Here is a 22384-nt window from a genome sequence, read left to right as displayed (position 1 = left end):
ATTCAGTGGATCTGGCGGGCAAGCGGAAATACTACCAGTAAAGGATTTTTTGGGGGTGGTACTTTGGGCCAAAGATATAAGCCCTGTATTATGCGAATGTTATCGTTTATCGGTAATTGTAAACGTACAGGTCGCATGAACACACTAATATAAATATAAAAAAGCGACATTGTAATTATTTTGAGCGCATTTCTGTCATATTTTGTCGTTTATGGCGCATGCGTTAGTGCCCGAAATAACCACTTTTCCCATACCAGCGAATAGGTTATTTTTACCCCAATCCTTAATACCAGCATATGTCTTTATTCAAAACCGGAGACGCCACGTATGACAAGTATGCCGCCTACAGCACCGAACAACTCGTTCAGATAGTTACCGATACTTCTGGAAACTATCAGCCCGGCGTAGTGGATACCGCCCGCCGGATACTGTTGGCAAGAGGATTCGATTACCGCACCAAAGAACAGAAAGCGGCGGAAAAGCAATTAAAGGCCATTAATGCCACCAGGGAAAGAACCAGCACAACCACCACTGCGGCTGCCACCACCGCTTTTTCCCGCCGCCAGGTGCGCGGTCAAAGCAGGCCGGCCAATAATTCCGGCCTCAAAGCCTGGCATTGGATCTGGATCGCATTCATTATTATAAGAATGATCGGCTGTCTGATGCGGCATGGCTAAAAGCTGCTCAGCCAGTATATTCAGCGCGTTGCCGGTATTTTTTTGCTGCCGGGCTGACAATATTGCCGATTTTCAGGCCCGGATGGCCAATGGCACTCTCTTTGGTGAGGTTCCTCCCACATACTATTAACTGCCAAAAAAGATACATATGCAAAAAGGGACCATACAGGTACAAACGGAGAACATTTTTCCAATTATCAAGAAATTCCTGTATAGCGATCACGATATTTTCCTTCGGGAGCTGATCAGTAATGCAGTGGATGCTTCCCAGAAATTGAAGACCCTTTCTTCCATTGGAGAAGCCAAGGGGGAATACGGCGATCTGAACATCGAGATAAAGCTCGATGAAGAAAAAAAGACCATTACCATTTCTGACCGCGGAATTGGGATGACGTCGGCTGAGGTAGAAAAATATTTGAACCAGGTGGCTTTTAGCGGCGCCGAAGAATTTGTAAAAAAATACAAGGGGCAGAATGAGAATGCCATCATCGGTAAATTTGGTTTGGGTTTTTACTCGGCCTTTATGGTGAGCGATAAGGTAGAAGTATTTACCAAAAGCTTTAAAGAAGAGGCGCCGGCCGTTCGCTGGGAATGCGATGGCAGTCCGGAATATATGCTGGAAGAAACAACAAAAGCAGACCGCGGTACCGACATTGTTTTACACATTAACGAAGAAAGCGCCGAGTTCCTGGATGCTGATCGCATCAAAGGTATTTTGAACCGGTTCTGCCGCTTTTTGCCCATACCCATTTATTTCCGTCATAAGGAAGAGGAAAAGCTGGAAGAAGAAAAAGAGACCGGGCCTATCAACAATACCCAACCTGCCTGGAAAAAGAAACCCAGCGAGCTTACCCCGGAAGATTATCAGAGTTTTTATAAGGAATTATATCCCTATAACGAACCGCCTTTGTTCTGGATACATCTGAATGTGGATTATCCGTTCAACCTCACCGGCATCCTGTACTTCCCCAAAATAAAACAGAGCTACGAAATACAGAAAGACAAGATACAGCTGTACAGCAACCAGGTGTTTGTTACTGATGAAGTAAAGGATATTGTACCGGAGTTTCTGATGCTGTTGCATGGGGTAATAGATAGCCCGGATATACCGCTTAACGTTAGCCGCAGCTACCTGCAGGGCGATCCCAATGTGAAGAAGATCAACAACCACATCACCAAGAAGGTGGCCGATAAGCTGGAAGAGCTGTTCAATAAAGAAAGAAAAGAATTTGAAGGCAAATGGGATAGCCTCGGCTTGTTTGTGAAGTATGGTATGATGACCGATGACAAGTTCATGGAAAGGGGCAACAAGTTCCATTTGTTCGAAACTGCCAGCAATGCGGAAGGGGCTGAAAAGAAATTTTACACCCTTGAGGAATACCGTATGGCGGCTGAAACCCTGCAAAAGAATAAAGAGGAGAAGCTGGTTATCCTGTACACCACCGATATGGTACAACAGGATGCATTCATCAAAGGGGCTGAAGCAAAGGGCTATATAGTGGTGAAACTCGATACGCTCATTGATCCTTCGTTCATTAACCAAATGGAAACGAAATGGAACGATGTTCATTTTAACCGGGTTGATGCTGATATTGCCGATAACCTTATTGACAAACAGGAGAACCTGGATAGTGTATTGAGCAAGGATGAGGAAAGCGCTTTAAAAGGACTGTTCGATCTTAAAATGCCGGGTTTGAACATGACGGTTGAGGTAAAAGGACTGAGCACCGATGCGCCGCCCGTTGTAGCTACGCGCCCTGAGTTCATGCGCCGCATGAAAGACATGGCCAATTTGAGTGGTCCTATGGGTAGTTTTTACGCCAACATGCCCGATGAAGTAACGCTTACTGTTAATGGCAATCACCCCATTTATCAGCAGGTGCTGAAAAGCGATAATAAAGAAATGAAAGAGAAAATGGTGCATAACCTGGCCGACCTGGCCTTGTTGTCGCAAGGCTTGCTGAAGGGGGGTAACCTTACCAACTTCATCAATCGCAGTGTTGATTTAATGGGAGCCGAACAATTGGCTGGCGCTAAAGCCTAGTAAGAAATAATACGACATAAAAAAAGCCACCAGTTTATCACTGATGGCTTTTTTATTTTTACCTACTAAACCAATTATCCATTCGTTATACTTCCATTCTTATATATTCACTTCACCTGTCTTTAATTATCCATATCCCATCACCCCATAAATACTACATTTCTGGTCTTACTTCCAGCCACCGCCTAACGCTCTGTACAACTCAACGGCAGCGCTGAGCTGATCGCGTTCAATAGTGGCCTGGTTCAATTCGGCCTGCAACAGGTTGCTTTGGGCTGTGATCACTTCCAGGTAATCGGCCAGACCGCTTTGGAATAACAGTCGTGCATGGCTAATAGCGCTGTGCAAGGTATTCACCTGGTCGGTGCTGATCTGGTATTGTGATTTCAGCTTATCCAAACTAACCAGCGCATTCGTTACTTCGCCCAGCGCGGTAACCGCACTTTGGCGGAAGGTAATGGCTGCCTGGTCGCGTTGCAATTTGGCTACTTCATAATTGGTTTTTAAAGCCCGGCGTTGAAAAATGGGCTGGGTAATACCGGCAGTTCCGGTAGCAAACAGCGAGGCCGGCATGGTGAACCATTTGCTGAACTGATAGGCATTTAATCCGCCGCTGGCCGAAATGCTTATGGTTGGGTAAAAGCTTGCTTCGGCTACGCCTACTTTCGCATTGGCGGCTACCAGGGCCATTTCATTGGTGCGTACATCGGGCCGGCGGCTTACCATGGCAGCCGGTACACCGGTGGGCAAATTATCCCATACTTTGTATGTGCTCAATTGTGCATTGCGGGCAATGGTGCCGGGTTGATCGCCGCTCAGGATGCGGATGGTGTTTTCCTGAATGGCAATTTGCTGTTCGAGCTGCGGCACCAGTAACTTAGCTGTTTGCTGTTGAACGGTTGCCTGTTGTACAGCCAGTTCAGTAACCTGACCCGCCTGTTTTTGCAGGCCAATAAACCGTACAATGGTATCGCCCAGGTTTATGTTGTTTTGGGCAATGGCCAGTTGGGCATCGAGCATCAGCAAATTATAATAGGCGCTGGCAATATTGGCCACCAGGGCGGTTTGCACAGCCCGGCTGGCTTCATATGATTGCAGATAGCTGGCTCCGGCAGCTTCGCGCTGACGGCGCAGCTTGCCCCAGATATCTATTTCCCAGGTTAATCCTGCTCCCAGGTTATAATCTTCAATATGATCTTTTCCCAGAAAGTTTTTCAGGCTTAAGCCGTTCAAACTGTTCTTTGAGGGAAAAGAAGAAGAGGCATTGATGTTTGCCTGTATGGTTGGTCCCCAGTTCACTTTGGCCTGGTTGGCATAGGCGCGGGCTTCATCGACCCGCTTCATGGCCAGCTGTACATCAAAGCTGTTCTGGAGCGCATGGCCTATCAGTGACTGCAGGGTAGGATCTGAAAAAAACTTTTTCCATTCCATATCTGCCACGCTGGAGTCGGAGGGTGCTGTTGTATTGGCGAACTGTGCCGGTAAAGAAAGATCGGAGCGCTGATAATCTTTACCCATGCGGCACGCTGCCAGCAACGCCACCAATGCCAGGGTGGAATAGATAGTGATATTACTTTTTCGCATTATCTCCTTATTTAGGTTATTGAGTGTACCGGCCTGCCTGCCGGCAGGCCGGTACACTGCTGATCTTTAATTTATCAATGTTTTGCAGCTGCGATTTCAGCATCTGGCAAATTTGTTTGGTCGAACACCGGCCTCTTCTGAACCTTTTCCTGCAGATACTGGAAGATCACAAACAGCACAGGGATCAGGAACACGCCGAGTATTACCCCGGTAAGCATACCGCCAATAGCACTTACACCAATGGAGTGGTTACCGAGTGCCGAAGCGCCATGCGTGAAAACCAGTGGTAACAGACCTACAATGAAGGCAAAGGAGGTCATGAGGATGGGGCGAAGCCGCAAGCGCGAGGCTTCCAGTGCCGCATCAATGAGTCCCATACCGCTTCTTCTGCGTTGTACAGCATATTCTACGATCAGGATCGCGTTCTTCGCCAACAGACCTACCAGCATGATCAAACCGATTTGCACATAGATGTTATTGTCGATACCGGCAAAACCAATAAAGGCAAATACACCCAATACACCGGTTGGAACCGTTAAGATCACTGCCAGCGGCAGAATGTAACTTTCATACTGGGCGGCCAGCAGGAAGTAAACGAACAGTACGCTCAGCAGGAAGATAAAGGCCTGCTGGTTACCGGTTTTAATTTCTTCGCGGGTTACGCCCGTCCATTCGTAAGAATAACCTCTGGGCAATACCTTTTTAGCGGTTTCTTCAATGGCCTTGATGGCATCACCCGTACTGAAACCTGGTTTGGGCGAACCGTTGATGGTAACGGCGTTGAACAGGTTGTTGCGGGTTACGGTTTCAGGACCATACACGCGTTTCAGGTTCACCATGGTATTGGCTGGAACCATTTCGCCGCGGTTGTTCTTTACGTATATTCCCTGCAGCGAGTTGATATCGGCACGGAATGCCACATCGGCCTGCGCCATTACGCGATAGTATTTACCAAACCGGTTGAAGTCGGTGACGAAGCTACTACCGTAGTAGATCTGCATGGTTTGCATGAGCTCGCTTACCGATACACCCAGCTGTTTGGCTTTTGCATAATCCACTTCAATGGTGTATTGCGGGTTACCGGCGGCAAAGGTGGTAAAGGCGAATCCAATCTCGGGTCTTTGCATCAATGCGCCAATGAACTGCCAGGCGGTTCCACCCAGTTTATCGAGCGGGCCGTTGGTGCGGTCCTGCAACATGAACTCAAAACCACTCACGTTACCAAAACCCTGTACGGTAGGGAAGTTGAAGAAGAAGGCGTTGGCGCCTTTCACCTGGCTTACTTTTCCGATAAGTCCGGCGGCAATTTGATCAGGGTTCTTCACGGGGCCTCGTTCATCATAATTCTTCAACCGCATAAAGCCGGCTGCATAAGGCGATGCGTTCGCATTGCTGATGAAGTTCAACCCATCGATCACATACAGGTGGTTGTAGGCCGGGTCCTGCTGAATGATGCTGTCTATTTTCAGGGTAGCCTCATGCGTTCTTTCGAGTGAGCTACCGGGCGGTGTGTTAACTGCAAACAGTACGAAACCCTGGTCTTCTGTGGGAATGAAGCCGGTGGGGGCTTTTTTCACCAGGAAGAAGGCGCCGGCGGCGATGAGCACGAGGGCAGTTATTGCCACCCATCTGCGGCGTACCAGGAATTTCAGGCTGCGTATGTATCTGTTGGTTATACCGTTAAAGCCTGCATTGAAACCGGCATAGAAACGGTTCATAAAGCCTTTTTTGCGGGCATGCTCACCTTCGCCTGCATGCTCGTTCTTCAGGAACAGGGCACACAATGCGGGGCTCAGCGTTAACGCATTGATGGCTGAAATAAGGATGGCGATGGCCAGCGTAAAGGCAAACTGCCTGTAGAACACCCCGGCCGGGCCCTGCATAAAGCCTACGGGAATGAACACCGCAGCCATTACCAGCGTAATGGAGATGATGGCGCCCGAGATCTCGCTCATCGACTGAACGGTGGCTACCCTTGCCGGCAGGTTCGTTCGTTCCATTTTCGAGTGCACCGCTTCCACTACCACAATGGCGTCATCCACTACCACCCCAATTGCCAGTACCAACGCAAACAGCGTAAGCAGGTTGATGGTAAAGCCGAACAACTGCATGAAGAAGAAGGTACCAATGATGGCCACAGGAACGGCAATGGCCGGGATAAGGGTTGAACGGAAATCCTGCAGGAATATGAATACCACAATGAACACCAGTATGAAGGCGATCACCAGGGTTTCTGTTACCTGGTCAATAGAGGCATCGAGGAACTCCTTCGAGTTGTACATGATGGTGGTTTTGAGTCCCTTGGGCAGGGTTTTCTCAAAATCCTTCAGCAGGCGTTCACATTCTTTCAGGATATCGTTGGCGTTTGAACCGGCTGTCTGGAACACGGCAAAACCCGATACCGGGGTGCCATCCATACGGGCGTTGGTTGAATAGGTATAGGAACCAAATTCAACACGGGCCACATCTTTCAGGCGAAGCATGGAACCATCGGAATTGGCCTTGATGATCATGTTCTCATATTCTTCGCCCTGGTTCAACTTACCCTTGTATTTCAAAACGTATTCATATACTTCCTTGCTGCTTTGACCCAAACGGCCAGGGGCGGCTTCCAGGTTCTGATCCCTGATGGCGCTCAGTACATCCTGGGGGCTCAGGTTATTGGCGGTAAGCCGGTCGGGCTTCAGCCAGATACGCATGGAGTAATCCTTGGTACCAAAAACCAGGGCCTGACCTACACCGGGTACACGTTGTATGGCAGGGATAAGGTTGATCTTGATATAGTTTTCGAGGAACAGCTCATCGTATTTACTCTTGTCGTCGCTGCTGAGCGCCACGAACATGATGATACTGTTCTGTACTTTCTGGGTTGAAATACCCGCCTGCACCACTTCGGCAGGTACCTGGCTTACGGCCTTTGATACCCTGTTCTGCACGTTTACCGATGCGATATCAGGATTGGTTCCCTGTTTGAAATAAACGGTAAGCGTCATACTACCGTCGTTACTGGAGTTGGAGGTCATATAGGTCATGTTCTCCACTCCATTGATCGCTTCTTCCAGCGGGGTGGCCACCGAACGGGCAACCACCTCGGCATTGGCGCCGGGATACAGGGCTGTTACCTGTACGCTTGGTGGCGCAATGTCGGGGAACAACGTAACTGGCAATGTAAACAACGACAGCCCGCCTAATAAAAGCAGAATGATAGAAACTACCGTTGACAGAACCGGTCTTTCAATAAATCTTCTTAACATGAGTGAATAATTTGAATTTGATTCTGATGTCTGATGTCAGCATTCAGAAGGATGAGGTAAGAAGCAGGATGCAAAAAAGGCTTATCAGGCACAAGAACTCCCTACAGACAGAGAGGGGCGCTCTCTGGCTACATGCATCTTACTTTCTACTTCGTGAATTAAAGAGGTTTCGCTTTCAACAAGCTGTCTGCAGACATTGGCTGGGGCACTATTGCCATACCATCCTGCAGGTTACCTACCCCTGAGAATACGATCTTGTCACCGGCTTTCACCCCATCTTTTACAAAGTAATAGTTGGTGGTTTTACCCGTAACGGTGATGGGCCTGCTGGCCACTTTATTACTGTCGCCCACAACAAACACGAACACTTTATCCTGTACATCGAAGGTGGCTTCCATGGGCACAATAAGCGCATCATTAAATTGTTGGGGAATGCGAACCTTTCCGGTATTGCCGGTACGCAGTATACCGCCGGGGTTAGAGAAAGTAGCGCGGAAGCTGATAGCACCGGTTGTTTTATCGAATTGTCCTTCGATAGTGCTGAGCTTTCCTTTTACGGGGTAAATACTGTTGTCGGCCAGCGCCAGTTCAACAGGTGGAACCTGTTTTACTTTTTCCTCAATTGAGTTGCCGGCAAACTGGTTCTTGAACGCAATAAAGTCTGGTTCGCTCAATGAAAAGTACGCATACATTTCATGAATGTCTGACAGTACAGTAAGGGCATCACTCTTTGTAACAAGAGCGCCTGCTTTAAAAGGTATGCGGCCGATGTATCCATTGGCGGTAGCTCTTATAAGGGTATAACCAATGTTGATCTGTGCGTTGGCGATGGCAGCCTTTGCCTGCGCTTCAGCAGCTACTGCTGCATCGTAAACGGCCTGGGCCGATTTAAGCTGCACATCAGAGATCACCTTGTTCTCTACGAGCGGAACGAGGCGGTCTACATCTACTTTTGCTTTGGCCACATTGGCTTTGGCTGCAAGCAGGCTCGCGTTCGCTGTGTTCAATGCTTCATTGTACATACGGGCGTCGATCCTGAAGAGAGGCTGCCCTGTTTTTACCCAGGCGCCTTCATCAACAAAGATCTTTTCAAGATAACCTTCCACCTGAGGTTTTATCTCAACATTCACTTTTCCTTCGAGTGATGCAGGGTATTCCCTAAAAGTAGTTGCCGTCGTGGTGGTTACGGGTACTACGGGTAATGCCATAGCTTGTTGCGGCATTCCGGGGGTTGCTGAGGTGTTGCTGCAGCTATACAAGACTGTTGCAACACTGATAGCTGTAAGTAACTTAACCCAGCTGTAATTGGTCTTCATGTTATCTAAAGGTTTCATCATACATGGTTTAATAGACATACAATAAATCGTTAAAGGCAAGCAGATCGCGTACTGCGATAAGACTACGGCGCGCAGCTTGTGCGCAGGTTCAGATGCGGAGCAGTATACCGGGATCAGTTGGCGTTGGGTACGTGAACGATTCCAGGTTCCGGAGAGTAATAGGTATTGAAGAATGCAATAAATTAACAGGTAGCTGTTGCCATGCTGTTGGGTAATACTAAGCTTTTATCATATAACCTGCCCATTAAAATCATCCCGTAAAAGTAATAACGATTGAGGAGCCAATAATTTACCTTATTGGGGGATTAATTGTACTTTTCCCGGATTTGTCTTTGAAACAGGGCAGGCGTATTGCCTGTATGTTTTTTGAAGAAACGGTTGAAATAAGCGTCATCTTCAAAGTTCAGGCGGCCGGCGATCTCTTTTACAGAATGTTCGCCCCAGAATAAAAGCCGTTTAGCTTCCAGTATTCGTCTTTCGTCGATAATTTGTTTAGCAGTTTTACCGGTAACAGTTTTTATGAGGTCATTTAAATGGCCGGGGGTAACATACAGCATATCGGCATATTGCGTTACCTGGGTAGAGTTTACAAAGTTTTCATCTATAAGTGATTTGAATTGACGTACGATGCGGTTTTGTGAGTAGTCCATATTCACCACATTGGTGACCACTGTTTCATTTTTGCAATTCACCAGGCGGCCGGCGCAGATGATAAATGCATTCAACAGGTTTTTAAGGATAACACCTTTCTGTGGTTTGTTATCCCTGAACTCCTGGTACATTAAATCGAGATAAACAGTTATCTCCTGCATTTGTTCGGGATTGATAACCGGTAATACCACCTGGCTGAACATGCATTCCCAACAGGCAAGAACACCCTGAGTTTCGGTAAGCAGGAATTCCTTGTTAAAGGAGATGTGCATCATTTTATAATAGGAATTGCCTGTTTGCTGGTGTACCTGATCGGGCGCCAGCATCAATAATGCGGGTGCTTTGATGGTATATTTTTCAAAGTCGGTATAATGCGTTACTTCGCCTTCCTGCAAAAAACTGATCTTGTAATCAGTATGGCGATGCGGGATGGCCATATAAGATGGTACAGAATTACCTTCTGTTTTTTTAATAATGAAGTTGGTGCCCGGAATGCAGGCGGCCATATCATATACCGGTATCAGTGCCTGGTTATTTTTCATACAATCTACGTTGGTAGCAAGTGAAAACCAACCCTGTGGGTGGATAGTAAAAATATTATAATAATGGCAAACTACTAACGCCGAAAATATTATTGTACCATAAAATTTTAAACGGTAAACCTTTTGTGGGGATGGATTGTTAACGCATATTGCCTCATTATCAATGCCTGAAACACAGAATGGGCAGCAAATGCAAACGAATGTTCATAAAAACAAGGCCCGTATGAGCATTTTCCTGTTATGATCCCGTTGCAGGTTTTTGCAGGTTATTAGCATCTTCCGATAACCTGAAATCTATAACCCGAAGCTGTAAGTGTTTTTCATTGTTCCACTCATTTTCATCCAGGGTGAATACCACATCTACCGGTTTTTTTGATTCAAGCAAATGGAACTTTTTAGCCATACCAAAGCCGATCCCGTTAAACAGGATATTATCCTGCCGCAGGGAGAATTTGATATGCTGCTCTTTTACAATGCGTGAATAGCCTGAGTCGGTAACATTGCGCACAACGAAGAGGGGGCGCATGTTCTCGGGCCCAAAGGGCTCCATCTGGTGAATGATATTGTAGAAGGGTTGCTTCAGGTCTTTGAATTCCACTTCTGCATCGATGATTATTTCGGGCGTCAGCAATTCGGGGGTTATGGTGGCTGCCACCACTTCTTCGAACCGGTCGCGGAATGCTTCCACCTTATCGAGGGCAAGCGTCATGCCGGCCGCATAAAAATGGCCGCCATACCCTAATAACAGGTCTTTGCACTGATGGATGGCTTCATATACGTTAAAGCCGGCTACACTGCGGGCCGAACCGGCAACGTATTCTCCTGACTGGGTAAGTACAATAGTAGGGCGGTAATAATAATCGATAAGCCGGGAGGCAACAATGCCTACCACGCCTTTATGCCAGTGCGATTGAAAAACAACAGTCGACTTGCTGGTCCTGAACATGTCGTTGTTCTCAATAATGGCCAGGGCTTCTTCGGTTATATTTTTATCGGCTTCCTTGCGGTCGGTATTGTCTGAATGCAGCATTTCGGCAAACTGCAGGGCTTCCTGCGGGGTATTGGCAATAAACATCTGAACTGCCTTGCGGGCATCATCCATACGCCCGGCCGCATTTACGCGGGGCGCTATCATGAATACCAGGCTATTGATAAACAGTTCTTTTTGAACGCCACTGAGCTGCTTTAGTGCCAGTATGCCGTAGTTGGGGTTTTCATTGGCCTTCTTCAAGCCATAAAAGGCCAGGATCCGGTTCTCACCCGTCATGGGAACGATGTCTGCAGCAATAGCAGTTGCTACCAGGTCGAGGTATTCAAAGGGCGCCGATTCATCGAGCTGCAGCTCCTGGGCCAGTGCAGTGATGAGTTTGAAGCCAACGCCGCAACCGCACAATTCTTTAAAAGGGTAGGTGCAGTCTTTTTGTTTGGGATTTAAAATGGCAATGGCCGGCGGTAGCTGGTCATCGGGCATATGGTGGTCGCATACAATAAAGTCGATACCATTTTCCCGGGCGTTTTGAATGAGGTCAACTGATTTTATTCCACAGTCGAGCGAAATAATAAGGGTGAACCCGTTCTCAATGGCATAATTGATGCCCTTTTGTGATACGCCATATCCTTCGCGGTAACGGTGGGGGATATAGAAGTCGACTTTTTCGGGGGTGTACACTTTTTGCAGAAATTGCAGCATGCACGATACGGCGGTGGTGCCGTCAACATCATAATCACCAAATACCAATATTTTTTCCTGGTCTTCAAATGCTGAAAGAATGCGGGTAACGGCTTTAAGCATATCCTTCATAAGCCAGGGATCATACAAGTCGGCTAATGCAGGTCGAAAATATTGTTTTGCTTTATCGTAATTATCTATGGTGCGCTGGGTAAGAATCTTACAAAGAACAGGGTGTATTTTAAGTCCGGCATACAATTGCTGCACTTTATCATCATCTGCGGTTAGTATGTTCCATCTCTTTTGTAACATAACATAATAAAAATCACAAATACCAAATCTCAATTAATAAATTCCAACTAACTGCCAACTGCGCATTGTCAATTGCCCGCTGTTTTGGTTGTGGATGTTTACTTACTAATACTTTCTATCTGTAGTATACCGTACCAGTTCTTCAAGACCGTTACGTATTTCTAGATTATCGAAGCCCTGTAAAATGTTCAGCGCTTCATCCCTGAAGCTAAACATTTTTTTCTCAGTATAACTGATACCGCCGGTTTGTTTCACTACATTAATTACTTCCTGAACTTTTTCGGGGTCTTTATTTTGATTTTTTATAATATAGATCAGTTTGCGGCGGGTGGCGGCATCGGTATGCTGCAACGTGTATATTAAAGGCAGGGTGAGTTTCTTTTCCCGGATATCGTTACCAGTAGGTTTTCCAACGGCTTCATTGCCATAGTCGAAGAGGTCGTCTTTTATTTGGAAGGCCATGCCTACTTTTTCACCAAATACCCGCATTTTTTCGGTAATGGTTTCGTCGTGAGAGGTAGACCAGGCGCCGGAGGCGCAGGCCGAGGCCAGCAGGGAGGCGGTTTTACCTTTAATGATCTCGAAATAAGTATCTTCTTCAAAGTTGAGCGACCGCGCTTTTTCCATTTGCAACAGTTCGCCTTCGCTCATTTGCCTGATGGCGTTTGACAGTAATTTTAAGATGCGGTAGTCGTCATGATCAAGAGAAAGCAGCATGCCCTTGGCCAGCAGGTAATCGCCTACCAAAACCGATACCTTGCTTTTCCACAGCGCATATGTAGAGAAAAATCCCCTGCGCTCCAGCGATTCATCTACCACATCATCGTGCACCAGGGTAGCCGAATGTAGTAGTTCTACTAAGGAGGCTGCCCGGTAGGTAGTATCATTAACGGGCCCGCACAGCCTGGCCGAAAGCAGTACGAACATAGGCCGTAATTGCTTCCCTTTCCGGTTCACAATAAAGCGCATAATGCGGTTCAGGAGCGGGACCTGGCTCTTTACCGCCTCATGAAATTGCTTTTCAAATTCGGGTAATTCTTCTCGTAATATTGCTAGTGATAACTTCATGCGGAATATAAGAGGAGCAAATTACTATTTATTAATGTATATCGTAAGAGGCATTTAATTTGCTCTGTAATGATCTTACTGTGTGAAAAACAGCAAGATAATGCACATTGTGTTGGGGAAAAAAATTTGGTAGTTAGCTGTCAATTAATATTTTTGCACAGATTCTGAGTTCAGGTTACTTAATCCTTCACATAAAATTTAGTTATGGCAAGCAAAAAGTACGTAAGTTTTTTAAGCTTATCGTTTCTGTTAGCATCTGCTGCTTCCCACGCACAGTTGGGTGGTTCGTATGATGTACAGGACTCTTCAGTTATACCTTCTAAAAGATTGCCCCAGCACACGGAGTTCATGGCAAACAACTACCCTTATCCGGCCAAACCCCGTAACCAATGGGAAATAGGTTTGCAGGCAGGGGCTTTCACCATTTCAGGTGATGTGCGTAACCGTACGCCTATAGGCGGCGTCGCGTTACATGTACGCAAAGCGCTGGGTTATGTTTTCTCATTAAGAGGTCAGCTTGGTTTTGGAACTACAAAGGGGTTGAACTTCCAACCTTCGACCCAATGGTCTAAGAATCCAGCATGGTCAAAAACTGGCTATGCGCCAGGTACCCCTGTATTCTACAACTACAAAACGAATATATACGATCTGAGCTTACAGGGTGTGGTAACCTTGAGTAACATTCGCTTTCACAAATCAAAAAGCAGCTTCAATGTGTATGCTTTTGCTGGTTTGGGCGGTATGATCTATAATACTAAAATAGATGCAAAGAAAGGCGATGGCACAACTTACGCTACAGATTTTCAGAATATCTATAATAAGTATGCTGCTACTGCCGATGGTTTCGGTTACAAGAACAGAAAAGACATCAAAAAAGATCTGAAAGATGCTCTGGACGGTAAATACGAAACTGAGGCCGAAACAGATGCCAGCCAGCCTAAACTGTTCAAAAAACCATTCCGTTTTATTGCTAACGTAGGTGCTGGTGTTCAATTCAAAATCAACAAGAAATTCAGCTTTGCTGTTGAAGACAAGCTGACTATTCCAAAAACTGACCTGTTAGATGGTCAACAATGGCAGGAAAACGGCGTTGCTACCTCTGTTCCCGGTTCAACAGGTGCTCCTGCACAGACCAGAGATTTCGACACTTACAACTTCCTGTCTGTTGGTCTCAACATGGCAATCGGAAACAAAGCTGTTGAACCTTTATGGTGGCTGAATCCGCTGGATTACGCTTACAACGAGGTTAACAAACCCCGCCACATGAAGCTCCCCAAACCAGTATTGGATGATGCTGATGGCGACGGTGTAACTGACCAGTTCGATCAGGAGCCTAACACACCTGCTGGTGCTCCGGTTGATACTCATGGTGTTAGCCGCGATACTGATGGTGATGGTGTTCCTGATTACAAAGACAAGGAACTGAATACACCAACACAATGTCAACCTGTTGATGCTGATGGTATTGGTAAATGTCCTCCGCCTGCATGCTGCGATTCTCTGATGGAGATCATTAAAAAAGGTGGTATCAAAGGCGAGTGCGGTATCGGTGACTTACCAAGCGTTACCTTCAAACCGAAATCTATCACATTAAGCAACGACGCCAAAGCATTACTGGCTTCAGCTGCTCAGAAGATAAAAGATAATCCTAACTGTAAGATCGCTGTTATCGGTTACTGCTCTTCAAGCAAATCTGAACAACAGTTAAGTTGGGATCGCGTGAATGCTGTTATCAGCTACCTGGTTGATAAAGAAGGCATTAACGCTGATCGTTTCATCTTCAAGTATGGTGAAACCGGTGGTGATTGCAACACTGTAGACCTGCGCGATGGAACTAATGAAGAAGGTCCTACTACAGTGCCTGCTCCACACCCGAACCTTCGTCGTGGCCGTTAAAAAGTACTTTAGCTTAAATTGCTTTAACTAATAGTATAACCTTCCCCCGTTTTGCCGGGGGAAGGTTTTTATATTTATCTTAACGGCTTGTTTTTGGGATAAAGCACCTTTCCATACATATTTGCAGGAAAACCTTAACTTTGCCCACTTTTATGCGTTCAGCTTTACTAATTGCAATCATTGCCCTGGGAGTAGTGTCCTGCTCGAAGTTTTCGAAGGTGCAGAAGAGTACCGACTATGACTATAAATTGCGCATGGCCGAAAAGTACTATGTAGCCAAGAAGTACAATTATGCCCAGCAATTATATGAGGAACTCTTTCCTTTGATGAAAGGACAGCCTCAGTTTGAAGATCTTTTTTATAAATATGCGTATTGTTCCTATTACCTGCGCGACTGGCTGCAGGCCGAAAATCTTTTCAAGCAATTTGTAGAGGTTTTCCCCAACAGCCCAAAGGCCGAGGAAATGGAATTTATGCGGGCGTATACTTATTATCGCCAATCGCCCAAGGCCGAGCTCGATCAAACCAATACCCAGAAAACAATTGGTTTGATGCAGACGTTTATCAATACACACCCCAATTCGCCCAAGAACAAAGAGGCGTCGGAGATCATGGATAAATGCCGGGTAAAACTGGAGGATAAGGAATATGGCAGCGCCTCCTTATATTACAATATGGGTCACTACCGCGCCGCGGCTATCGCCTATACCAGTTTGATGAATGATTTTCCTGATTCGCAAAAAAGTGATGCGTATAAGTTGCAGGTTATCAAGTCATATTATTTATTTGCTGTAAATAGTATCGAAGACAAGAAGGCTGCACGCTTTGAACAGGTGGTTACAGAGTGTCATGATTTTATTGACCGCTTCCCTGAAAGCAGTTTTAAAAAGGAAGTAGAGAATTACGAGACATTGTCAAAAAACAATCTTAAAGCCAACAATAATGAGCAAATTACGAAGACAAATTAGCGCCAATACCGCTAATACGGCCGAAACAAAAGATTTGAACGCCATTAAAGGCAAAACCGGCAATGTGTACGAATCTATTGCCATTATTGCCAAAAGGGCTAACCAGATCAATATCTCCCTGAAAGAGGAATTGCATAATAAACTGGAAGAGTTCGCCAGCCATACCGATAGCCTGGAAGAGATCCACGAGAATAAAGAGCAGATCGAAATTTCAAGGGCGTATGAGCGTATGCCTAACCCATCATTGCTGGCTACCCAGGAATTCCTCGACGATAAGATCTATTATCGTAAAAATGAAGATGACCTGTTCAGCTAATATATAGCGGTTAAAAATGTATGGAAAGCGACAGAAGATACCTGTCGCTTTTTAGTTTTATAGATACTTTATTGATAGTGAGAGCCTGTTGAAATAATGTTATTGTTGATAAACCGGGTACTATGCTACCCGTTTTGTTTAACGCAAATGACCTAATTTTAACCAATTATGTTCCAGGATAAAAAAATTTTGCTGGCTGTAACCGGAAGTATCGCTGCTTATAAAGCCATTTTACTGGTGCGCCTGCTGGTTAAAGCAGGGGCCGAAGTAAAGGTGGTAATGACGCCGGCCGCCAGGGAATTTGTTTCACCGCTTACCCTGGCCACCCTGTCAAAAAATGCAGTCATTACTGAACTGGTGAGTAACGAATCCTGGAGCAACCACGTGATGCTGGGCCGTTGGGCCGATGTGATGGTGGTGGCACCTTTAAGCTGCAACACCCTGGCAAAAATGGCCAATGGGTTATGCGACAATATGTTATTAGCTACCTGGTTGTCGGCCACCTGCCCTGTGGTAGTGGCGCCGGCCATGGATGAAGATATGTGGCATCACCCCGCTACACAAAGCAACCTGCAGAAGCTGGAGTCGTTTGGCAACCGCATTATTCCCGTTGATAAAGGCGAACTGGCCAGTGGCCTGTATGGCGATGGCCGCATGGCCGAACCTGAGGCTATTATGCAATTCCTGGGCGACAATTTTTTCGGGCAAAAAGACCTGGCCGGTAAAAAGGCCCTGGTAACGGCTGGCCCAACCTACGAACCAATTGATCCCGTGCGGTTCATTGGAAATCATTCTTCGGGTAAAATGGGACTGGCCATTGCTGAAGAGCTGGCCCGGCGGGGGGCTGAGGTGCACCTGGTATTGGGACCTTCTGCAGTAAAAACAACACTCCCTGGTATTTACGTACACAAGGTGCAAACAGCTGGTCAAATGTATGATACCTGTATGGCTGAGTTCCCCTCGGCCGATATTGCCGTTATGAGTGCGGCCGTGGCCGATTATACCCCGGTTGAAACGGCACCCGAAAAGATCAAGAAAACAAGCGGCACCCTGGTAATTGAACTAACCAAAACAAAGGATATTTTGAAAAGCCTGGGCCAGTTGAAACGCGATAAGCAATTGCTGGTGGGGTTTGCCCTTGAAACAGCCAATGAGCGGCAATATGCGCTGGATAAACTGGCTTCAAAAAATGCCGATCTTATTGTGTTGAATTCCCTGAACGATGAAGGGGCCGGCTTTGGTTACGATACCAACAAGGTAACTATTTTTGAAAAAGGCGGTAACGAGCTCGTGTACGACCGCAAGCCCAAACAACAAGTGGCTAAAGATATCGTTGATAGAATCGTAAACATACTATATGTGTAGAAAGACCGTATGGATACTATGCCTGATGGTGGTGGCGCCGGTATGTTTGTGCGCCCAGGAGCTTAAAGCCCGTATAACCATCAATACCCAGGCGCTGGGTACACCAGCCGATAAAAAAGCGTTTCAAACCTGCCAGGCTGCGCTTAACAATTTCCTCAACAACCGAAAATGGACAAAAGAAACTTTTCAACCCAATGAAAAGATCGTATGTAATTTTCTGTTGATGATCACGGAAGCCCAGGGAAGCAATGTTTATAAAGCTAAACTTACTGTACAGGCTGCCCGTCCGGTGTATAATACCAATTACGAATGTCCGCTGATCAATTTCATGGACGAGAACGTACTGTTTAAATATGTAGAATACCAGTCAATTGAATTTAATGAGAACCGGATCTCGGGTTCTGACCCAATGGTGGGGAACCTGCCGGCCATACTCGCTTATTATGTATATGTAATTATGGGTCTCGATTTCGATTCTTTTGCTTTACGTGGCGGCGATCCCTGGTACCAGAAAGCCATGAATATTGTGAACAATGCACCAGAAGGAAGGGATATCAGCGGCTGGAAAGCATTTGATGGTTTGCGCAACCGCTATTGGTTAATGGAAAATTTGACCAACAACCGGTACAACCTGATGCATGATGCCATTTACAGCTATTACCGCCTGGGTATGGATTACATGTATGAAAATGAAACGGAAGCCCGCAGCGCCATACTGAATTCCCTGAGCCTCATCAATACTATGAATAACGATATTCCCAATACCATGATCGTTCAGTTCTTCTTCCAGGGAAAATCGACCGAGCTCATCAGGATATTTAAAAAAGGTACGCCCGAAGACAAACAGAAAGCAAGAGAAATATTACAAAAGATAGATATCTCCAATTCCAATACGTATAAATCGGAATTAAAATGAACCGGCTATTACTGGTATGTTTGAGCGTTATAGTGTGTTTTAGTATTAGTTGTACAGATAAGGATAAGATACCCAAAGGGGTTTTACCGAAGGACAAAATGGAAAAGGTGTTGTGGGATATGATACAGGCCGAGCGTTTCAGGGAAACCTTTATAAGGGATTCCTCTAAAAACCTGAAAGCCGAAACATTTAAATTATATGCCCAGGTTTTTGATATTCACAAGGTTTCAAAAGATGAATTCATAAAGAGCTATAAATTTTACATGAGCCGTCCCGATATCGCCCGCGATATGTTCGATTCCCTGGCTACCAGGGCCAACCGGCGCCGGGAAGAACTGTACAAACCTCAAACGAGCGATACCGCCAAACTAAAGATGGATTCGGTAGCTATACGTAAAGCCGATTCTGCGAAAGTTAAAATTGATTCCATTAAAGCTGCGCCATTACCGGCTGCACTGCCAACACCGGTTCCGCCCCCAATGGTTAAACCAGATTTCCGTCACGGGCGGCCACCGCTCGAACGCCTCAAATTCGACAGCCTGCGTAGGCTCCGGTTCCAACCGAAAAAAACTTCCTGAGAAAGTTTTGCTGATAATTTCTCTTATGAGCCCCGTTTGTGGGGTAGGGAAATTTATTACAAACATCTGTTAGTTTTTTGACCGTTTGCGCGGCAGTTCCCTTATTTTTATCAATAAATTGCTTGCTATGCAAAAAGTTGTTGCCAATGCTGATGAAGCCATCGCCGACATAAGGGATAGTGCTACCATTATGCTGGGCGGTTTTGGTTTATGTGGCATTCCCGAAAATTGTATTGCTGCGCTTGTGCGCAAAGGCGTAAAAGATCTCACCTGTATCTCCAACAACGCGGGCGTTGATGACTTTGGCCTGGGCTTGCTGTTAAAGACCCGTCAGATAAAAAAAATGATGAGCTCCTATGTGGGCGAGAATGCTGAATTTGAACGGCAGTTGTTGCAGGGTGAACTGGAAGTTGACCTGATACCCCAGGGCACGCTGGCCACGCGTATTCAAATGGCCGGCATGGGTATTCCCGCGTTTTATACACCGGCTGGTTATGGTACTGAAATAGCAACCGGTAAGGAAGTGCGTGAGTTCAATAATAAAATGTACCTGATGGAGCATGCGCTGTATGCTGATTTTTCTATTGTAAAAGCCTGGAAAGGGGATAAATATGGCAACCTGGTATTTCGTAAAACAACCCGCAATTTTTCTACCTCAATTGCCAAAGCCGGCACCATTACAATTGCTGAAGTAGAACACCTGGTTGAACCGGGTGAGCTTGACCCTGATCATATTCATGTGGCGGGTATTTATGTGCACCGGATCTTTCAGGGAAGCAACTATGAGAAACGAATTGAGCGCAGAACGGTGCAGATAAACGGTAAATGAGAAATCAGGAATGAAAAATGAGGAAAGAAGAAATGAAAAGCGAAATCTCAAGGCGCGGCAGCAACTAAGAACTGAGAACTAAAAAACTAAAAACTACAATGGCTTTAGATAAATACGGTATTGCAAAGCGGATAGCACAGGAATTACGGGATGGCATGTACGTGAACCTGGGAATTGGTATTCCTACACTGGTGGCTAATTATATTCCCGATGGCATGACGATCATGCTACAGTCGGAGAACGGCTTATTGGGCATGGGGCCTTACCCTGTTGATGCAGAAATAGATGCCGACCTCATTAATGCCGGTAAGGAAACAGTAACAGTGATCCCTGGCGGTGCTTTCTTTGACAGTGCCGAAAGTTTTGGCATGATACGCGCCGGCAAGGTTGACCTCACTGTACTGGGCGCCATGGAGGTTTCGGAAAATGGCGATATCGCCAACTGGAAAATACCCGGTAAAATGGTGAAAGGAATGGGCGGGGCTATGGACCTGGTGGCAAGCGCTAAAAACATCATTGTGGCCATGATGCATACCAATCCGAAAGGCGAATCAAAACTATTGCCTGCCTGCACATTGCCATTAACCGGCGTAAAATGTGTGAAGCGGATCGTAAGTGACCTGGCTGTGCTTGATGTATTGCCACAGGGCGGGTTTAAACTTATTGAACGGGCGCCAGGCATAACGGTAGAAGAAATAAAGGCCAAAACATTGGGCAAATTATTAATTGAAGGAAATATACCGGAGATGGTGATTTAATGACTAATATTTGATCGTACGCCGGGGAACCTGCGGAGGCGGCGGGGGCGGGGTATGATCTTCTGCATTGTTATTACTATCTTTTTTACCTGCTACGACGGCCGCCACAATTAAAAACACCATTCTTAACATATCTGCAACCGTTATAATGAGGTCTTTTTCGGATAGGATCTGTTGCGAAAGGCCGCTTTGATAGCCTGCAATGGATTCCATAAACACTACCATCCCAAAATAACATAACAACCCACCTGTCATCCAGAAGGCAGGTTCGTTCATCAGCACAATGTGCCGGTTATTGATAAGCTGAAAAAGCGCTGCCAGCGACAGTATGGTGAGCAGGGCCGCCTCAACAATGGTGATGGTGGCTGCATAAGCCGAAATGCCTTTGAGCGAGTATATAGTAATTATTACCGATAGAAAGGAAACGAGGAACATGTTCATGAGATCCTTTCCCTGTTGGGCAGGCATCAGTAATTTGAACAGGTAAAATATCAACGTGAATTCTGCCAGTCTGAAACCGGTTTGAAGGGATGGCGTACCGGGTTGTAAGAAATAAATGGTGAGGTATTGCAGAAAGACAAGGAGGCAAAGGGTTCTCAGAACGTTAAGGATGGCGGAAGGGGCTACTTTACGGACAAAGAGAATACATACGGGTAGTAATGACAGTAACATTACTACCAGCGGCAGGGCAAAAAATATACTTCCACCGGTTTTTACCATGGTCAAACAGTTCAGGGCCAAACCGGTTCTTCATAGGGGTTCCAATTGTTTTTGTCGCTGGAAAAAAGGGTATCAACATAATGCCGGCTGTTATGCGTTAAACAAATAATAGGGTTTCCGCTATTTGTCAAAAGTTGCCGGGAGTTTAGTCAATCAGGTTATTCTTAACTGCAAAAAAAACCAGGCCTGCCGTGTTTTTAGCACCGAAGCGCTCCATCAATCTGTCTTTGATGGCTTCAACAGTGCGCGGACTTACCTCTAATTTTTGTGCAATTTCATGGGCGGTAAACTCCATGCAAATATATTTGATCACATCGCGTTCGCGATCGCTGAGGGTAATTTCGCTGTTCAGGCTTGGTACTACTTTTACCCGCGCGTGTGATTTTTTTAAAAGGATCCTGTTCACAAAGTTGTTCAGATAGTAACCTTTGCTCATTACCTCCATAATGGCCTTCTTTATTTCGGAAGGGTCGGCGCTTTTAAGCAGGTAGCCATTGGCGCCTATTTCCATCATATGGCTCACAAACCGTTCATCTTCATACATGGTAAGAGCTATGACATGAATGTTAGGATATTGGCGGGCGATTACTTTTGTGGTTTCGATGCCATCTTTCAGGGGCATTCGCAGATCCATCAAAATAACATCGGGTTGTTCAGGGGCAGTTGGTAAATTATCCAACAGTTCCTGACCGTTTTCAGCTTCAAGTACGAATTTAATGTTTGTATAAGGCCTTAACGACAATATTACTCCTTTACGGAATATTTTGTGGTCATCAGCAATAGCCACTTTTATAGGTCCCATCTGTTTATGATATTGGCAAAACTAAATTACTAAAAATCTTCAGTGTTTAGGCATTCAGGGGGTACCGCATAAATACGTTAGTGTAAACACTTATTCCG

General features: G+C 45.9%; 18 protein-coding genes. 10 read left to right on the top strand and 8 right to left on the bottom strand.

Going from position 1 to position 22384, the window contains the following annotated elements; all coding sequences use genetic code 11:
- Positions 1–296: 296 nt before the first annotated feature.
- Both A3860_RS21780 and htpG read left to right on the top strand, forming a co-directional pair.
- Positions 297–677 (top strand): hypothetical protein, encoded by a 381-nt coding sequence (locus tag A3860_RS21780; protein WP_081149814.1) that lies wholly within the window; start codon positions 297–299, stop codon positions 675–677.
- A 148-nt stretch (positions 678–825) separates the two neighbouring features.
- Complete coding sequence (gene htpG, locus A3860_RS21775; RefSeq protein WP_081149811.1) at positions 826–2721, top strand: molecular chaperone HtpG; 1896 nt, start codon at positions 826–828, stop codon at positions 2719–2721.
- A 168-nt stretch (positions 2722–2889) separates the two neighbouring features.
- Here the strand turns inward: htpG and A3860_RS21770 are convergent, their stop codons facing one another.
- The 6 genes from A3860_RS21770 to A3860_RS21745 all read right to left on the bottom strand — a co-directional run bounded on the left by A3860_RS21770 (position 2890) and on the right by A3860_RS21745 (position 13138).
- The gene (locus A3860_RS21770; RefSeq protein ID WP_081149870.1) at positions 2890–4305 is read right to left on the bottom strand and encodes an efflux transporter outer membrane subunit; all 1416 of its coding nucleotides are present in this window, start codon (positions 4303–4305) and stop codon (positions 2890–2892) included.
- A gap of 74 nt (positions 4306–4379) precedes the next feature.
- Entirely contained in the window at positions 4380–7559 is a 3180-nt protein-coding gene (locus A3860_RS21765) for an efflux RND transporter permease subunit (RefSeq protein ID WP_081149808.1), read from the bottom strand.
- A gap of 158 nt (positions 7560–7717) precedes the next feature.
- Positions 7718–8896: an efflux RND transporter periplasmic adaptor subunit gene (locus A3860_RS21760; RefSeq protein ID WP_173820242.1), complete on the bottom strand. Its 1179-nt coding sequence runs from the start codon at positions 8894–8896 to the stop codon at positions 7718–7720.
- A gap of 305 nt (positions 8897–9201) precedes the next feature.
- Positions 9202–10089, bottom strand: a complete 888-nt coding sequence (locus A3860_RS21755) for a helix-turn-helix domain-containing protein (protein ID WP_081149802.1) — start codon at positions 10087–10089, stop codon at positions 9202–9204.
- 238 nt (positions 10090–10327) lie between these two features.
- Positions 10328–12070, bottom strand: a complete 1743-nt coding sequence (gene recJ, locus A3860_RS21750; RefSeq protein ID WP_081149799.1) for a single-stranded-DNA-specific exonuclease RecJ — start codon at positions 12068–12070, stop codon at positions 10328–10330.
- A gap of 105 nt (positions 12071–12175) precedes the next feature.
- On the bottom strand, positions 12176–13138 hold the full coding sequence (locus tag A3860_RS21745; protein WP_081149796.1) for a polyprenyl synthetase family protein: 963 nt from the start codon (positions 13136–13138) through the stop codon (positions 12176–12178).
- Between the two features lie 204 nt (positions 13139–13342).
- Between A3860_RS21745 and A3860_RS21740 the strand changes: the two genes are divergently transcribed.
- The 8 genes from A3860_RS21740 to A3860_RS21705 all read left to right on the top strand — a co-directional run bounded on the left by A3860_RS21740 (position 13343) and on the right by A3860_RS21705 (position 20764).
- Positions 13343–15034 carry an OmpA family protein gene (locus tag A3860_RS21740; protein ID WP_081149793.1) on the top strand — a complete coding sequence of 564 codons (1692 nt, stop codon included), beginning with the start codon at positions 13343–13345 and terminating at the stop codon, positions 15032–15034.
- A gap of 152 nt (positions 15035–15186) precedes the next feature.
- Complete coding sequence (locus A3860_RS21735; protein ID WP_081149790.1) at positions 15187–16002, top strand: outer membrane protein assembly factor BamD; 816 nt, start codon at positions 15187–15189, stop codon at positions 16000–16002.
- Positions 15977–16318: a DNA-directed RNA polymerase subunit omega gene (locus tag A3860_RS21730; RefSeq protein ID WP_081149787.1), complete on the top strand. Its 342-nt coding sequence runs from the start codon at positions 15977–15979 to the stop codon at positions 16316–16318. Before A3860_RS21735 ends, A3860_RS21730 begins: the two co-directional genes overlap by 26 nt.
- 168 nt (positions 16319–16486) lie before the next feature.
- Positions 16487–17683 (top strand): bifunctional phosphopantothenoylcysteine decarboxylase/phosphopantothenate--cysteine ligase CoaBC, encoded by a 1197-nt coding sequence (gene coaBC / locus A3860_RS21725; protein ID WP_081149784.1) that lies wholly within the window; start codon positions 16487–16489, stop codon positions 17681–17683.
- Positions 17676–18599 carry a type IX secretion system protein PorD gene (gene porD, locus A3860_RS21720; RefSeq protein WP_081149781.1) on the top strand — a complete coding sequence of 308 codons (924 nt, stop codon included), beginning with the start codon at positions 17676–17678 and terminating at the stop codon, positions 18597–18599. The genes coaBC and porD overlap by 8 nt, the downstream gene beginning before the upstream one ends.
- Positions 18596–19177, top strand: a complete 582-nt coding sequence (locus tag A3860_RS21715) for a DUF4296 domain-containing protein (protein WP_081149778.1) — start codon at positions 18596–18598, stop codon at positions 19175–19177. Before porD ends, A3860_RS21715 begins: the two co-directional genes overlap by 4 nt.
- 127 nt (positions 19178–19304) lie before the next feature.
- Entirely contained in the window at positions 19305–20006 is a 702-nt protein-coding gene (locus A3860_RS21710; protein ID WP_081149865.1) for a CoA transferase subunit A, read from the top strand.
- Positions 20007–20104: 98 nt separating this feature from the next.
- Positions 20105–20764: a 3-oxoacid CoA-transferase subunit B gene (locus A3860_RS21705; protein ID WP_081149776.1), complete on the top strand. Its 660-nt coding sequence runs from the start codon at positions 20105–20107 to the stop codon at positions 20762–20764.
- A 3-nt stretch (positions 20765–20767) separates the two neighbouring features.
- On the opposite strand, the gene A3860_RS21700 is transcribed toward A3860_RS21705, so the two are convergent.
- Both A3860_RS21700 and A3860_RS21695 read right to left on the bottom strand, forming a co-directional pair.
- Positions 20768–21484, bottom strand: a complete 717-nt coding sequence (locus A3860_RS21700) for a hypothetical protein (protein WP_143774212.1) — start codon at positions 21482–21484, stop codon at positions 20768–20770.
- A 145-nt stretch (positions 21485–21629) separates the two neighbouring features.
- The gene (locus A3860_RS21695; RefSeq protein ID WP_014221254.1) at positions 21630–22286 is read right to left on the bottom strand and encodes a response regulator transcription factor; all 657 of its coding nucleotides are present in this window, start codon (positions 22284–22286) and stop codon (positions 21630–21632) included.
- Between the last annotated feature and the right edge of the window lie 98 nt (positions 22287–22384).

It is taken from the genome of Niastella vici, assembly GCF_002077945.1.
Lineage (GTDB): Bacteria > Bacteroidota > Bacteroidia > Chitinophagales > Chitinophagaceae > Niastella > Niastella vici.
Note: the sequence above shows the minus strand (reverse complement) of the source record. Positions and strands in the feature narration are given on the sequence as shown.